The following is a 15,002-nucleotide window of genomic DNA, read 5'->3' as shown; positions in this document are numbered from 1 at the left end:
TTGCGGTGAAACGGTGTAATATGCTGATTGTCGATGATGAGAAGTTTGCCATTGAAGGCATTATGAATTGCCAGGATTGGGAGGCACGGGGCATTGATGCTGTGTACTCGGCCAGTAGTGCTGATGAGGCCAGAGCGGTCATGCTGGAGAAGCCGATTGATATTCTGATTTGCGATATCGAGATGCCTGACGAGGACGGTCTTTCGTTTGTCCGCTCGGTCAAGGAATATTATCCGCAGACGGAATTTGTGTTTCTGACTTGTCACAGCGAATTTACATACGCGAAGCAGGCGGTACATCTAGGGAGCTTCGATTATTTGCTCAAACCGGTCGACAGCGAGGAATTGGCACTGGTTGTCGATCGGATGATCGAATCCATTCAAGAACGAAGAGAGCAGTCGGATTACAACGAGAAGTATCAGAAATATTACTCGTTATATAACAAGCAGCAGCCGCTGCTGGTGGAGCATTTCTGGCAGGACTTGCTGTCCCGCCGAATCCTGTCCTACGGGGATTTCTTGGACCGGGCGCTGCAAGATGCTCAAATTGCGCTGTCAGCCGGCGATTATGTGCAGCCTATTCTGATCAGTCTGGAAGAGTGGAAGAAGGCGCTTCCGGAGCGGGATCAGGAAATTCTGGAGTATGCGGTGAAGAAAGCGGCGGAGGAAATGCTTCTGGAGGGTAAGCGCGGCCATGCGGTTATGGATAGGAATGGTTTCCTATTCGTATTAGTGTATGGGGAAGGCGATCGGGATGGCCCAGATGGCTGGGTTCAAGCGGCGGAGCGGTTCAAAGAAGCTTGTCTTTCCTACTTCTATTGTCAAATCTCTTGTTATATCGGATATTGCGCGCCGCTTCAGGAGCTGCCGGGCTTGTGCGACGGTCTGAAGGATATGGAGCGTAACAATGTGACGAAGCCGCATTCGGTGCTGCTGTACAGCGAGGCTAAGGCAGCAACGGCGTTGGCGGAGGGGGGAGGCGCTTCGAGTGAGAGTGTGAGTACTACTATCTCCGCGTGGATGAGCGCAATCTCGAGCGGCAACCGTGAAAAAGTGATCCAATTAATCGGGCAGCATGTGGCGAAGCTGGAGCAAAATCCGAATAGTACGCCAAAGCAGCTTGAGGCGTATTTGCATGAGTTTTTGCAGGTTATTTATCATTTTCTGTATGGCCGCGGCATTGCTGTCAGCCAAATTCCGAATTTCACGATGTGGTCAACAGCACAGATTCGTACGCTCGCCCAGTTTAGGTATTGGGCTGTCCATTTGGTATCCGCGGTGATGGATACCGTGTTTCGCGATAAGGAAGCGGATGGCTTCGTGCAGAAAGCGATCTATTTCATGCGAGAGAATGTCGAGGAGGATATCTCCCGCGAGGATGTGGCCGCATATGTGAACCTCAATCCGGCCTACCTCTCCCGGCTCTTCAAGAAGGAGACAGATCGGAACTTGATCGATTATCTCATTGAAATTAAAGTAAACCGCGCGAAGCAATTGCTCGATGCAACGGATATGACCGTCAGTGCCATCGCCCAGCAGGTGGGGTATTCGAACTTCTCGCATTTTACGAGGACGTTCAAGAAGCATACGGGAGTGAATCCGCAGGAATATCGGAAGCAGTCTTAGTGGAGCGTGTGAAATAGGGAGTGAAAGGGGACATGGCCGATGGTGGCCATGTTTTTTTGTGTTTTGCTATGCGCTGGCAGCAGGCGGCCCCGGCAGAACAGCGATGAAATCGGCAGTTAGCTGGGGAAATAAGCACAAGAGTAGCTCTCAGAGCAACACATGGATGGGAAACCGGTGAACTTAGCGCAGGAGTAGCTCTCAGAGCAACACATGGAAGCTCACCCAGAGGTCTACATAGTAGTCAAACCAGCAAATTTCGTGCAAGAAGCACACCAGGAGATCTACACAGCAGCCCAAACAGGCGACAGCCGTTTTTTTGCATGTCCACGTGAAGATGTCACAAATCGACTAGGCGAGGGTGACAAAATCGATATGGCCCAAGTTGGATTCTCGGTATGATGGTCACATCAACAAGCAACAGGATGGTGAACAGCATGGGAGCAGGTCAGCCGACTACGGTGGTGGCAACAAGAGAGAAAGTAAAGGCAAGGGCGGGCAATCCATTTCGGGCGCTGCTGAAATATCACGCGCTCTGGATTTTGGCTTTACCCGGCATTTTGCTGCTGCTGATTAATAATTATTTGCCGATGTTCGGCATTTTCCTCGCATTCAAGAACTTGAATTTCTCCAAAGGCATATGGGGCAGCGACTGGGTCGGCTTCGATAACTTCAAGTTTCTATTCGCGACCAACGACATCTGGCGCATTATCGCGAATACGGTGCTGTACAATATCGCTTTTATCGTCATCAATACGGCGCTTTCGATTCTGCTCGCGCTTTTGCTCAATGAGGTGAGAAGCAAGGTGCTGTCGAAGTTTTTCCAAAGCTCGATACTCCTGCCGCACTTCATTTCGATGGTGGTGGTGGCCTACCTCGTGTTCGGCTTTCTTAATCCGGATCTCGGGTTCATCAACAAAGCGATTCTGGAGCCGTCGGGTCATGAAGCCGTCTCATGGTACATGTCACCTACGTACTGGCCGTATATTCTGATCATCGTTAACAGCTGGAAGTCAGTCGGTTTTGGATCAATTATCTACTTGGCGACGATCGTCGGAATCGATAAGGAATATTACGAGGCGGCGATGATTGACGGAGCCGGGAAGTGGAAACAAATGACGAAGATAACCGTTCCGTTCCTGATCCCGATCATGATCATCCTTACGCTGCTGTCGATCGGCCGAATCTTCAATGCGGACTTCGGATTGTTCTATCAGGTGACGATGAACTCGGGCATGCTGAAGGATGTCACGGAAGTCATCGATACCTACGTGTACAACGCGCTGCTTGTCTCAGGTGACACGGATTTGGCGTCGTCGGCTGGGCTGCTTCAGTCGGTTATCGGATTTATTTTGGTCGTGTCGGTCAATATGCTTGTGAAACGAGTCAGTAGTGATAAAGCTTTATTTTAAAGGTGGGAGAGCATGAACAACAGCAATCGGACGAACCCGATCATCATTGTATTCTTTATCATCGTCAGTCTGGCGAGCTTGCTTCCGTTCTGGCTCATCCTCATGGTGTCGCTTACGGGTCAAAATGCACTAGTCAAATATGGATACAGCTTCTGGCCCAAAGATTTCGATCTGGCCGCCTATCGTTTCCTCATGCATGATGCGGAACCCATTCTTCGCGCTTATGGCGTTTCGATATTCGTCACTGTAGTCGGTACGATCGTGAGCTTGTTTGTCACATCGGCGTTAGCCTACACCTTATCACGGAATGATTTTCCGTTCCGCAATTTGCTCAGCTTCTACGTGCTGTTCACGATGCTCTTCGGCGGAGGATTGCTCCCATGGTATCTCGTATATACGAAATTTCTACACTTACAGGACACGCTTCCGGCACTCATCATCCCCGGATTACTCGGCGGATTCAATGTTTTCATTATGCGGACGTATTTCACGACCAGCATCCCGCCATCCTTAGTGGATTCAGCGCAAATTGACGGAGCAAGCGAGTATCGAACGTACTTCAGCATTATTTTGCCGCTATCGCTTCCGGTGCTTGCAACGATTGGACTGTTCGTCATCGTGACCTACTGGAATGACTGGTTCACGAGCTTGGTGTTTATCAACAACGACAAGTTCTACAATCTGCAATATTTCCTTTACAACACGCTTATGAATGCACAATACCTGCAAGCGATTGCAAGCAAAGCGCATATTGACGCATCTTCCACGCAAATCCTTCCACTAGAGGAACTGCAGATGGCAATGGCGATTATCGCGGTGCTGCCGGTTGCGATGGTATTCCCGTTCTTGCAGAAATATTTTGTAAAAGGCCTGACGGTAGGCGCTGTGAAAGGCTGAATTCGGCATTTGCCGATTTAGTATAGAGACATCATACAGAGCATTCATTATGGGAGGTTACAGAAAATGAAACGTGTATCAAAAGGAACTTTCGTTCTATCATCGCTGCTCCTATCACTCTCACTCGTAGCGGCAGGCTGCTCCAGCGGCAACAACAACAATGCAGCAAATAACGAGAAGCCTGCGAACCAGGCTCAAGAGAGCACGAATGCCAACACGGACACCGCTAATACCGAGGCACCCAAAGCACTCGAGCCTTACGAGGTTGTCATGGTTTATCCCGATGGCAAACAAAATGACCTTGGTGTCGTGCAGACGGCGATGAATGATTACTTAAAACAAACCTATCCGGACATGAATATGACGGTTAAGCTGAACCCGATCGATTGGAGTGCCTACGCAGACAAGACGAATCTGATGATGTCCTCCGGACAAAAGTTCGACTTGATCTGGACGGCAAACTGGATGAATTTCGATGCACAGGTGAATAAAGGCGGACTGCTTCCGCTAGATGAGCTGCTGGCTCAGAACGCACCGGATATCGAAGCAGTTGAAGGTAAGTTCCATGACGGCGCACTGCGCAACGGCAAAATCTATGGTGTCCATGTGCATCAGGAGCTGGGCAATCCGCAAGGCGTCGCAATCAGCAAAGCACTCGTCGACAAGTACAACTTGGATCTAAGCACGTTGAAATCCGGCGAGTTCAAAGACCTCGGGCCTATCTTGAAAACAATCAAGGAAAATGAGCCGAGCGTAACGCCTGCCGTTGGACCTTCTTTCCCGCTTGGCGCTTACTACGGTTCAGGCAGCACAGCGAATATCGTTGGCCCGATTGGGCTCGATCTGAGAGATACCGATCCGAACAACACCTACAAAGTCGTGAATACCTATGCAACGCCGCGTTATATGGAGCTTGCGAAGCTGACGCGTGAATGGTTCAAAGCCGGCTACATTAACAAGGACGCAACAACGCCTGGCGTTGATATCTGGAAGAAGTTCCAAGCGAAGACGGCGTTTGCTTCCATCGGAAGTGACCTGGACATTCTTGCAGGTACGGAAATCGGATTATCGCAGCTGATGCCGAGCAAAACAAGCAGTGTAGGCAGCGATATTATTCAAGTGCCGCTGAACATCGACAGATTGCAAACCACGAAGCTGGCTGCAACGATGCAAGGTGTTTCGCAAACATCGAAGGACCCTGCTCGTGCGATGATGCTGCTTAATCTGTTCTACAAAGACCAGAAGCTGCTGAGCTTGTTCAACTTCGGCGTCGAAGGAACGCATTACGTGCTGAAGGACGGTCAAGTTGCGCTGCCTGATGGCAAAACGCAGGATACTGTCGGCTTCTATCACGACAACATGTGGCAAATCGGTAACCAAATGCTGAACTACACTCGTGTTGGCGAAGACCCGAATAAGTACAAAAACTATGAAGAATTTAACCAGAAGGTATCGAGCAATCCTTCGCCGATCTTAGGCTTCGTATTTAACTCTGAGCCTGTGAAGAACGAGCTCATTGCCGTTAGCAAAGTACAAAGCACGTTCGATCCGGGTCTGCAATCCGGTCAGCTTGATCCGGAGGTTGAAATTCCGAAATTGATTGAGAAGCTGAACGGTGCAGGCATTGACAAAATCATTGCCGAAGCGCAAAAACAGCTGGACGAATGGCGTGCAGCAAACGGGAAGTAAGGATTACAACCAGGGGGTATAATCCAAGCGATTATACCCCCTCTTCTTTCAAACCGGTCGATCGATTAGCCGGTACAACTAACAGGATGGTGTTCATACATGATTAAAGTAACGGTTTGGAATGAATTTTTGCATGAAATCAATAATCCTACCGTGGCGTCCATTTATCCGAAAGGCATTCACGGCGCTTTGTCAGAAGGCTTGTCCAGCGAGCAAATCAGCGTGAAGACGGCAACGCTTGCGGAGCCGGAGCACGGTTTATCCGAGGAAACGTTGGCGAATACCGATGTGCTTATTTGGTGGGGACATCTGGCGCATGATCAAGTGGACGATGCGATTGTGGAGCGGGTATACGAACGGGTTTTGAAAGGCATGGGGCTTATTGTTCTGCATTCCGGCCACGCTTCCAAGATCTTCGCAAAACTGCTTGGAACCCCGACAGGGCAATTGAAGTGGCGCGAAGCCGATGACAAAGAGCGCATCTGGGTTATCGATCCTGCGCATCCGATCGCTGCTGGAATCGGGGAGTACATTGAGCTGGAGAAAGAAGAAATGTACGGTGAACATTTCCATATCCCGGCTCCCGAGCAGTTAGTATTCGTCTCGTGGTTCGAGGGCGGGGAAGTGTTCCGAAGCGGCGTTACGTACAATCGTGGACAGGGCAAAATCTTCTACTTCCGTCCGGGTCACGAAACGTATCCGACCTACTACAATGAAGAAATTCTTCGCGTAATCAAGAATGGCGTGCATTGGGCAGCTCCAAGCGGGACGGCTGCTCCGGTATACGGTCATTCGGCACCGCTGGAGCCGATTACAGTGAAGGCATAATGGATTTGGGAAGGGGAGCAGCGATGAGCAAGTTTCGCATTGGATTGATAGGTCTTGGCGGCATGGCAAACGCGCATATCCGCGGGCTGGCTGACGAAGGCGAGCGGTTCGAGGTCGTGGCTGTCAGCGATGTAAGTTCGGAGGCGTTGACGCGTGTTGGCAATCAACTCGGCCTTGATGAAAGCAAACGATACGCCGACTTCAACACGCTGGTTGAGGACCCGGATGTTGATGCCATCGTATCGGCAACGCCGAATCATGTACACGCAGACATTATCCGTGCATGCTTGAAGGCAGGCAAACCGTTCATGGCAGAGAAGCCGTTCACTCGCCTGTTCGAGGAAGCGGGACCGCTGCTTGAGCTGTATAAGCAGCAGCCTGTTGCGGCGATGATCGGTTTTACGTATCGGTACACACCGGCTTTCCGTTATGCTCGTGAACTCGTACTGCAGGGCAAGCTGGGAGCGATCCGCAGCTTCTCCGTCCAGTATTTGCAGGGCTGGGGCGCGGCGCAGTACAAGGTTCCATATGTTTGGCGGTTCGATAAGAGCATTACCGGCACGGGAACACTCGGCGATCTCGGCTCGCATATGATCGACTTGGCGCGTTTTCTGTTCGGTGAGTTCGAAGAGCTGTCGGCACAGCTGAAGACGATTATTACGGAACGTCCGGATGCGGCGACTGGGCAAATGGTTCCAATCGAAGTCGATGACTTTGCCAGCTTCCAGGCGCGGATGACCGGTGACGTGATGGGCGTCTTCCAAACGTCGCGCAATGCGATCGGATCGGGCAACCAGCATGAGGTATCCATCTATGGGGACTTCGGAACGATCCACGCTTCCACGGAAAATCCGGATAAGCTGATTTGGATCCGCGAGGAGGAGCCAGGCCAGCTTTCCCGATCGACACTCGACGTGCCAAACTCATGCAAAGTCTCCCAATATTCGGATTTCCTGGCGATGCTAGGTGGCAAGGAGCCGAGTGGCCTGCCAGGCTTCATGGACGGTTATCGCAATCAAGAGGTGCTCGATGCCATCATCCGTGCGAGTGAGACGAGGACGGTTGTACGTTTATAATAGAATCGCTAAGGTTACGATATAGGAAGCAGAGAGCTTGTTGAAGCTCTCTTTTTTTGCCATTGCGGGAAGGTTGGTGAACGCGGTTTCACCAATTAATGCTTTCCAAGTGGGCATGAATTTGTTATTTTATAGCTTAGCAAGCGCATTGTTACCAAAGCTAAACAGATTGGATGGGATAAAGTGAGAGTTAGTGCAGAAGAATTAGCATCCGGTAAATTATCGCCCGCGACAATTGAGCTGGCTGTACAGTTGATTCAAGTAAATGGTTATGTGTTGATTGAAGAAGTAATGCCGCGGACGCAAATCGATCAATTGAACAACAGAATTGGTGATTACCTTGAAGGCTTCATGGCGAAGAACGGGTTCACTCTCGAAGAGGGTTTCCATGATGGCACGAATCATATCGGCATGTATTTGCCGTTTGAGCAGCCGTTCTGCGATGAATCGCTCATTGCGCATCCGTTTGTCCTGGATATTGTGGATCAAATTCTAGGCTCCGATTGCGAGCTTACTTATTTTGCATCGAACACATCGATGCCTAAAGGCACCACATCACAAGACGTTCATGCTGATACGGGCCCAAGATTCGGAAGCCGCTTTGGCGTGAACGTGCCTATTTCCAATCTTGTCGTTAACTACCCGCTTGTAGACGTCAATGATGAGAACGGCCCGATGGAAGTATGGCCTGGTGGAACGCACCTGCACCCGGACAACTGGTATAGCTCGAAAGTGGTAAATAAGTCCGAGCTCGCCCCGCATATGCTTTCCTTCAAAGCACATATGCCTGCCGGCTCCATTATGATTCGTGACGACCGTATGTGGCACCGCGGTACGCCGAACCGTTCTGACAAGCCAAGACCGAACATTGCACTGATCTACTCGTCTACAGCAACTGCTCCTTACCAAGGCGGACTTCAGATCCCGCAAGAGACGTACGATCAGTTCTCGGATCGCACGAAGCAGCTGGTTCGCAAGCAGAAAATCGGCTCTGAAGTCATCAAGCCGTTCTAATAGCAGATTCAAGCTGAGAAAGAACCTGACCATGCGGTCAGGTTCTTTCTGCGTTTCTACCCCTACACTTCTTCTGCGAACAATCGATATTTCAGCGGTGTTACGCCGGCTCACCTAGAGATCTACATTGGTCCGCGCCGGTTTACGCCACTCGCTTGGCGACACGCCAAATTGTTTCTTAAAGGTCCGGCTGAAATAGTGAATGCTCTGAAAGCCGCATGCTTGTGACACATGCTGCACTGTCATATCGGAATGAAGCAGATACTGAGAGGCTGCTGCAAGGCGAAGCTCGTTTAAATAGCTGAATGGCGTCTTTCCGGTATGCTGCCGGAACAGGCGCACGAGATACGAAGGATTATAGTGGGTATAGTCGGCAATTGTTTGCAGCGAAATCGATTGCGGGAATACCGATTCCAAGAAACGGAGTACCTCTGTTACGAGCATCTCACCAGAGGAGTAGCTGGAAGACTGCTCCGTCAATGCCGTTATATTCGGGATGAACACAAGCAGCTTATGCAAATCGGAGAGGAGTGCTTCTTGGAAAATCGCCGGAGCAAGCGAGGCTTCCGCCATCAATAGCATGCGTACTGCATCGAATGCAGCGCGCAGCGCCGGGTACGGCGCGATGTCCCAGCTGATCGCCGATTGCATGCTGTTCCAACGATAAATCAGATCAACGCTCGGCAGCTTAGCAGCATCGGCTTCATGGAATTCAACGAACCAATAACAGAGCCGATTCGACCGCTGAACGAGCTGATGAGGGGTATTCGGGAGAATGACAAACAAGGCCGTTCCATTCGCATGGTACGTCATCCCCGACCATTCCAGATCAGCTTTGCCTTCCGTAATGCAAAGCAGTTCACCGTATGGATGGATACCTCCTGCGCGGCTTCCGACAGCACCTTCAACCTCAGCCAATCCATGCTTCCTGATCCTCACCTGATGCCCCCGCTTTCAACATGTCAATGATGTGCAAATCATATCATGCAGTACGATGCCCGTAAACGGTTGAATCACGCCATATATTCCTCACCATCTCAATAGAGTGCAAAGACATTCGGGTTGTAAGCGCTTATCCTATGAAGTAGTAGGACCAGCCGAACATGGCTTGGCCAAAAGGAGATGAGCACACATGAAAGCGATCCAAATTACAGGTATTAACCAGGTTGAATCCATTGAAGTGCCGGTGCCTGATATTAAAGATGATCAGGTGCTTGTTCGAATCAATCTTGTAGCGACCTGCCCTCGCTGGGATCTGCACATGATGGGCGGTAAGGACATGTTCATTGCGAATCGCCAGCCGGATTATCCACTGCCCCCGGGGTTTCCCGGCCATGAAGCGGTAGGTGTGGTGGAGGCAGTCGGATCGAGCGTGCAAGGCTTTGTTCCCGGCGATCGCGTTGTGGCGTTGGAGCATATTTCAACGGGCTTTGGTGCTTATGCACAGTTCATGGCTTACCGAGAGAACGACTTATTGAAGCTGCCGGACCACATATCGGATAAACGCGCCGTATCGTCGGAGCTGCTCAAATGCGTGATGTACGGGTTGGATCAGTTTGATGACCTGCAAGGCAAGACGATGTTAGTTGCAGGCCTTGGCCCTGCAGGCATTCTGGCGATGCAGCTTGCTTCACTTTGGGGAGCGAAGGTGACTGCCATTGATGTAAACAGAGAGCGCGTTGAATTTGTAAACGGACTATCTTTGGGCGAGGCGATACATGCGGATGATCTAGGAGACCGCAGATTCGATCTAGGTTATGATTGCGTAGGCTACGCGGCATCCGTGCAGAATGTGCTTGACCGTACCGACGAGCATGTCATCATCTTCGGCGTGCTTAAGGGCAATATCACATACCCGGAATCGTATTGGTACAAAGGAACAAAGCTGGAATCCTACCGCTATCACACCGTTACGAAGCGCGACCGTCATCTGCTGTTGGATGCACTTAGCAATCCCTCCTTCAATACAGAATGTCTGCAAACAGAAGAGCTCTCCTTCAGGGAGTACACACGCGGCGTAGAGCTTCTAAAGGCGCAGCAAGCGATCAAAATCTGCTTCAACCTACAGGGGGATTTCTAACATGAAAGCAACGGCGGTCGTTTTTGAAACGAAAGAAGTTGTGAGCGTTCGAACCGTAGAAGTGCCTGAACCAACTGATCGCGATGTGGTCATAGAGCTCGAATATTCTTGGATCAGCATCGGAACCGAATCGTCCTTCTTCCGCGGGGAGCGTATTTCAGGCGAGGTTCCGTATACGGAAGGAGGACCATGGCCATTCCCGCATGTACCCGGTTATCAGAAGGTAGGACGTGTCACCTCTGCAGGCACAGCAGTGACTCATGTCAAAGCCGGTGATCGCGTATTTGCCTCCGTCAGCAAAGTAGACGGCATGTACTTCGATTTTGGCGGTCACATTAACCCGTCAATCACAGACGGTTCTCAAGTGTGGAAGCTTTCGGAGGATGGGCCGGAGCCGCTGGCCTACTCCGGCACGGTGCTGACGCAGGTCGGCTATAACTGCGGCATGCGACCGCCGGTTCAAGCGGGCGACATCGCGGTGGTTATCGGCGATGGACTTGTTGGGCAATGGGCGGCACAGACGCTGGCTCACCGCGGTGCGCAGGTCTATCTGCTCGGTCATAGAGAGGAAAGGCTGGGGCTGGCCGTCGCAGGAAGCTATGCAATTCCGATCAATGGACATACCAGCGATCCTGCTCAATTCCTGCAGAGCGAGAACAAGCAGCTTGCCATTGTGATCGACACGGTGGGGAGCCTCGAAACTTTCCGAAAACTGCAGCCGCTGATGAAACACGACAGCCATCTCGTTTCGGCAGGCTACTTAGGTGAAGCTGGCATGATCGATATTCAGAAGCTTCGCGAGCAGGAGATCACGCTTCATACCCCATCAGGCTGGTCAGCAGATCGTATGGCAGCGACGATTTCAGCCATTGAAGAAGGGTGGTTGACGACGGAGCAGCTAATCACGCATCGGTTTCCTGCCTCAGACGCTGCCGAGGCTTGGGAGCTGATAACAGCCCCCAAAAGTCCGTGTTTGGGCGTAATTTTGGATTGGCGGCAAGTATAGATTGTCCTTTGAGGGGCTATCTCAAAAAGTGTGCAGGGCGACTTTTCGAGATGGCTCTTTTTTTAGTTAGCTCTGAAGATAGAAGGAAAGATAATGTGGCAATGTGGCAATGTGGCAATGTGGCTGGTATCGCTGGAGTTGGGGGATACAGAGGGAAAGGTATCAGTTACCGCTCATTGGCAGGAAATCAGGAAAGAGTAGCTCCCAGAGCTACACATCAGCAGTTAGTGGGTGAAGGAGAGAAAGCGTAGCTCCCAGAGCCACATTTCAGCATTTAAGCGGGTAATTTATTAGGTCTTTATAGGGGGATTTGTCCTCTAAATTAGTTCTTGCAAACGCTATCATTTTGGCCTATACTGAGTCCATAATCAATCCGAAACGTTTCGAATAGAGGATGTGCAAGTTGTGACCACCATTAAAGACCTGGCTAAAGCAACCGGATTGTCGGTTACGACTGTATCAAGAGCACTTAACGGATACAGCGACGTCAATGAGGAAACTCGTAAGAAAATTAAGCAGGCTGCCGAAGATTTGAACTATCGTCCCAGCGCTGCTGCCAGAAGTCTTGTGATGAAGAAATCAAGAACGATCGGCGTCATTATCTCCGACATTAACCGGGAAGGCGTTAAGGATGCGCTCGCATATGAGATATTGTGCGGCATCAATGACCGCTCGACGATGCTCGATTATGATATTTTGCTATTCAGCACGAGCTCCAAGAAACAGCTGAAGAAGTCGTATTCGGATCTGTGCAAGGAGCGGGGCGTAGACGGCGCGATTGTGTTCGGCTTACGAGTGAATGATCCGTACCTGGAGGAAATAGTGCGCAAGGCCGATTTCCCATGTGTGCTGATCGACATTCCGGTAGAAAGCAAGAACGCAGGCCATGTCACGACTGACAATGTGTACGGCGCAATGCTCGCGGTCAATCACTTACTTGAGCTGGGGCACCGCAAGATCGCCATGATCAACGGTCATAACGAAGCAGCGGTCAGTATCAGAAGGCTGCAGGGCTACAAGCAATCGCTGGAGAAAGCCGGAATCCCCTACGATCCGGATTTAGTCTTCGACGGCAACTTCTCAGAAGACGGCGGATGCGAGGCGATGTATCGCATCTTACTCAATCATCCCGATGTTACGGCAGTATTCTCGGCGAGCGACCTTATGGTGCTCGGCGCTCTCCGTGCGATGGAGAAACTGAAGCGACAGGTACCACAAACGCTGTCCATCGTCGGTTATGACGACATCCCTGTAGCCGCATATTGCTCGCCGAAGCTGACAACGATCCGGCAGGATAAATATGAAATGGGCTATCAGGCTGCGCAGCTCGTAATTGATATGATGGAAAACCGGCAGATCGATCGTAAAATTGAATTGCAAAATGAATTAATTATCCGCGAGAGCACGAGAGCGATACCTTAGGAAGCTAATGCAAGGGAGCGATTGAGGAGAGCAGCAGCGCTCTTTTTCAGGAGGGTTCCCGAAACGTTTCGGACAACCGCAAATCAGTTTAAATCCAACGATCTTGGAGGTGAACGACGAGTATGAATACGAAGAAAAAGTGGTGGACCAGGTCCAGGCGCGAAGCGCTCGATGGTTACGTGTTTATGAGTCCTGCGATACTCGGCCTGTTATTCTTCATGCTGGGACCAATTGCGGCTTCTGCTTATTTCAGCTTTACGGACTACGATATTCTGAGTAAGCCAAAATGGGTGGGGCTGGACAATTATATCGAATTGTTCAAGGATTCGCTGTTCTGGCAATCGCTCAAGGTAACGATGATCTACTCCGTTGTGAGCGTACCGCTCGGGTTGGTCGTATCCTTAGCGCTGGCACTGCTGCTTAATAAGAACATTAAGGGGATCTTTTTCTTCCGAACGATCTTTTACTTACCTGCAGTCATGTCAGGGGTAGCGGTAGCGCTGCTGTGGAAGTGGATTTTCAATCCGGATTTCGGGTTAATTAACTGGGCTATCAGCCTGATCGGTTTCGAGGGACCCAAATGGTTTATCGATGAACAGTGGGCATTGCCGCCGATCATTATTATGGGACTATGGGGTGTTGGCGGAAGCATGCTGGTCTATCTGGCCGGTCTGCAAGGCATTCCAACGGACCTGTATGAAGCAGCGGAAATCGACGGAGCGAACAAACGCAAGCAATTCCGGCATATTACACTCCCAATGCTTTCACCGGTTATTTTCTTCAATCTGATTACCGGCATCATCGGAGCGCTTCAAGTATTTACGGAAGGCTTCATCATGACGGCAGGCGGGCCGAACAACGCTACACTGTTCAGCGTGCTGTACTTATACCGCAATGCGTTTGACTACTTACAAATGGGGTATGCGTCTGCGCTGGCTTGGGTGCTCTTCCTGATCATTCTGGCGTTTACGTTAATCATCTTCAAGTCATCGCCGATGTGGGTCTTCTACGAAGGGAACAGGAGGTCGGGAAAATAAATGAACACGATCACACAAAACGATGCGCCTGTCCGTAGAAAGCTCTCCCGCAGTCAGTCAGAGCTGATGTCCAAAATATTCAGCTATCTGCTGCTCTGCATTGGCTCTATCGTCATTCTCATTCCATTCGCGTGGATGCTGTCTACTTCATTGAAGCTCAAAGCGGATGTATATATCTTCCCGCCGCAGTGGATCCCGCAGCCGATGCAATGGCATAACTTCGTGGAAGCATTTACGACATTTCCGTTTGGCTTATATACGCAGAACTCGGTCATTATTGTCGTATTCGTTATGATTGGAACGTTATTCTCGTGCTCCTTCGCTGCATATGGATTCTCGCGGCTGAATGCACCTGGACGCAATTTCATCTTCCTCGTGCTGCTGGCAACCATGATGCTGCCGAGCGCGGTAACGATGGTGCCGATTTATCTGTTCTTCAACAAGCTGGGCTGGGTGGATACATTCCTGCCGCTTATCATTCCTGCTTGGTTTGGAAGCGCCTTCTTCATCTTCATGATGCGCCAGTTCTTCTTGGGCATCCCCTACGAGCTCGAAGATTCGGCCCGGATCGACGGATGCAGCACGTATGGCATATGGGCGCGAATCATGGTTCCGCTCAGCAAGCCTGTTCTCGTTACTGTAGGCGTGTTCACGTTCATGGGGACATGGAATGATTTTATGGGCCCGCTCATTTATTTGACGGATGAGAATAAGCGCACACTGGCGCTTGGTCTGTCCTACTTCCAAGGTTCGGCAAGAAGCGCACCCGATCTACATCTCCTGATGGCGGCATCGCTTTATGCGATCGCTCCATGCGTCATTCTGTACTTCCTTTGCCAGAAGATTTTCGTCAAGGGAATGGTATTTACCGGCGTTAAAGGTTGACAACCATAACGTAAAACAGAGAAAAGAGGGATCT

13 protein-coding genes are annotated in these 15,002 nt (G+C 50.6%); 12 read left to right on the top strand and 1 reads right to left on the bottom strand.

What is annotated here, in order from left to right:
- Positions 1-5: 5 nt before the first annotated feature.
- The 7 genes from AC506A_RS12750 to AC506A_RS12720 all read left to right on the top strand — a co-directional run bounded on the left by AC506A_RS12750 (position 6) and on the right by AC506A_RS12720 (position 8,538).
- Complete coding sequence (locus AC506A_RS12750; protein ID WP_495461370.1) at positions 6-1,625, top strand: response regulator; 1,620 nt, start codon at positions 6-8, stop codon at positions 1,623-1,625.
- 434 nt (positions 1,626-2,059) lie between these two features.
- Positions 2,060-3,034, top strand: a complete 975-nt coding sequence (locus tag AC506A_RS12745; RefSeq protein ID WP_495461369.1) for an ABC transporter permease — start codon at positions 2,060-2,062, stop codon at positions 3,032-3,034.
- A 12-nt stretch (positions 3,035-3,046) separates the two neighbouring features.
- Positions 3,047-3,931 carry a carbohydrate ABC transporter permease gene (locus AC506A_RS12740; protein WP_495461368.1) on the top strand — a complete coding sequence of 295 codons (885 nt, stop codon included), beginning with the start codon at positions 3,047-3,049 and terminating at the stop codon, positions 3,929-3,931.
- A 66-nt stretch (positions 3,932-3,997) separates the two neighbouring features.
- On the top strand, positions 3,998-5,620 hold the full coding sequence (locus AC506A_RS12735; protein ID WP_495461367.1) for an ABC transporter substrate-binding protein: 1,623 nt from the start codon (positions 3,998-4,000) through the stop codon (positions 5,618-5,620).
- A gap of 99 nt (positions 5,621-5,719) precedes the next feature.
- Complete coding sequence (locus AC506A_RS12730) at positions 5,720-6,448, top strand: ThuA domain-containing protein (protein WP_495461366.1); 729 nt, start codon at positions 5,720-5,722, stop codon at positions 6,446-6,448.
- Between the two features lie 23 nt (positions 6,449-6,471).
- Complete coding sequence (locus tag AC506A_RS12725) at positions 6,472-7,524, top strand: Gfo/Idh/MocA family protein (protein WP_495461365.1); 1,053 nt, start codon at positions 6,472-6,474, stop codon at positions 7,522-7,524.
- A 183-nt stretch (positions 7,525-7,707) separates the two neighbouring features.
- Positions 7,708-8,538: a phytanoyl-CoA dioxygenase family protein gene (locus AC506A_RS12720; RefSeq protein WP_495461364.1), complete on the top strand. Its 831-nt coding sequence runs from the start codon at positions 7,708-7,710 to the stop codon at positions 8,536-8,538.
- 114 nt (positions 8,539-8,652) lie between these two features.
- Here AC506A_RS12720 and AC506A_RS12715 read toward each other — a convergent pair whose 3' ends face one another.
- Positions 8,653-9,477 carry a helix-turn-helix transcriptional regulator gene (locus AC506A_RS12715; protein ID WP_495461363.1) on the bottom strand — a complete coding sequence of 275 codons (825 nt, stop codon included), beginning with the start codon at positions 9,475-9,477 and terminating at the stop codon, positions 8,653-8,655.
- A gap of 193 nt (positions 9,478-9,670) precedes the next feature.
- Between AC506A_RS12715 and AC506A_RS12710 the strand changes: the two genes are divergently transcribed.
- From AC506A_RS12710 to AC506A_RS12690, 5 genes are all read left to right on the top strand, one after another.
- Positions 9,671-10,618, top strand: coding sequence for a zinc-dependent alcohol dehydrogenase (locus AC506A_RS12710; RefSeq protein ID WP_495461362.1), 948 nt, complete (start codon positions 9,671-9,673; stop codon positions 10,616-10,618).
- A 1-nt stretch (position 10,619) separates the two neighbouring features.
- Positions 10,620-11,624: an alcohol dehydrogenase catalytic domain-containing protein gene (locus AC506A_RS12705; RefSeq protein WP_495461361.1), complete on the top strand. Its 1,005-nt coding sequence runs from the start codon at positions 10,620-10,622 to the stop codon at positions 11,622-11,624.
- Positions 11,625-12,029: 405 nt separating this feature from the next.
- The gene (locus AC506A_RS12700; protein WP_495461360.1) at positions 12,030-13,046 is read left to right on the top strand and encodes a LacI family DNA-binding transcriptional regulator; all 1,017 of its coding nucleotides are present in this window, start codon (positions 12,030-12,032) and stop codon (positions 13,044-13,046) included.
- Between the two features lie 122 nt (positions 13,047-13,168).
- On the top strand, positions 13,169-14,083 hold the full coding sequence (locus tag AC506A_RS12695) for a carbohydrate ABC transporter permease (RefSeq protein WP_495461359.1): 915 nt from the start codon (positions 13,169-13,171) through the stop codon (positions 14,081-14,083).
- On the top strand, positions 14,084-14,968 hold the full coding sequence (locus AC506A_RS12690) for a carbohydrate ABC transporter permease (protein ID WP_495461358.1): 885 nt from the start codon (positions 14,084-14,086) through the stop codon (positions 14,966-14,968).
- Positions 14,969-15,002 lie beyond the last annotated feature (34 nt).

This window comes from Paenibacillus sp. N22P23, from assembly GCF_059383735.1.
This window is presented reverse-complemented; position numbering and strand designations above follow the sequence as displayed.

Excerpts from the sequence above, each read along its gene's own strand:
- AC506A_RS12745 (WP_495461369.1), top strand. The coding sequence starts at position 2,060 with ATGGGAGCAGGTCAGCCGACTACGGTGGTGGCAACAAGAGAGAAAGTA.
- AC506A_RS12740 (WP_495461368.1), top strand. The coding sequence starts at position 3,047 with ATGAACAACAGCAATCGGACGAACCCGATCATCATTGTATTCTTTATC.
- AC506A_RS12735 (WP_495461367.1), top strand. The coding sequence starts at position 3,998 with ATGAAACGTGTATCAAAAGGAACTTTCGTTCTATCATCGCTGCTCCTA.
- AC506A_RS12730 (WP_495461366.1), top strand. The coding sequence starts at position 5,720 with ATGATTAAAGTAACGGTTTGGAATGAATTTTTGCATGAAATCAATAAT.
- AC506A_RS12725 (WP_495461365.1), top strand. The coding sequence starts at position 6,472 with ATGAGCAAGTTTCGCATTGGATTGATAGGTCTTGGCGGCATGGCAAAC.
- AC506A_RS12710 (WP_495461362.1), top strand. The coding sequence starts at position 9,671 with ATGAAAGCGATCCAAATTACAGGTATTAACCAGGTTGAATCCATTGAA.
- AC506A_RS12705 (WP_495461361.1), top strand. The coding sequence starts at position 10,620 with ATGAAAGCAACGGCGGTCGTTTTTGAAACGAAAGAAGTTGTGAGCGTT.
- AC506A_RS12695 (WP_495461359.1), top strand. The coding sequence starts at position 13,169 with ATGAATACGAAGAAAAAGTGGTGGACCAGGTCCAGGCGCGAAGCGCTC.
- AC506A_RS12690 (WP_495461358.1), top strand. The coding sequence starts at position 14,084 with ATGAACACGATCACACAAAACGATGCGCCTGTCCGTAGAAAGCTCTCC.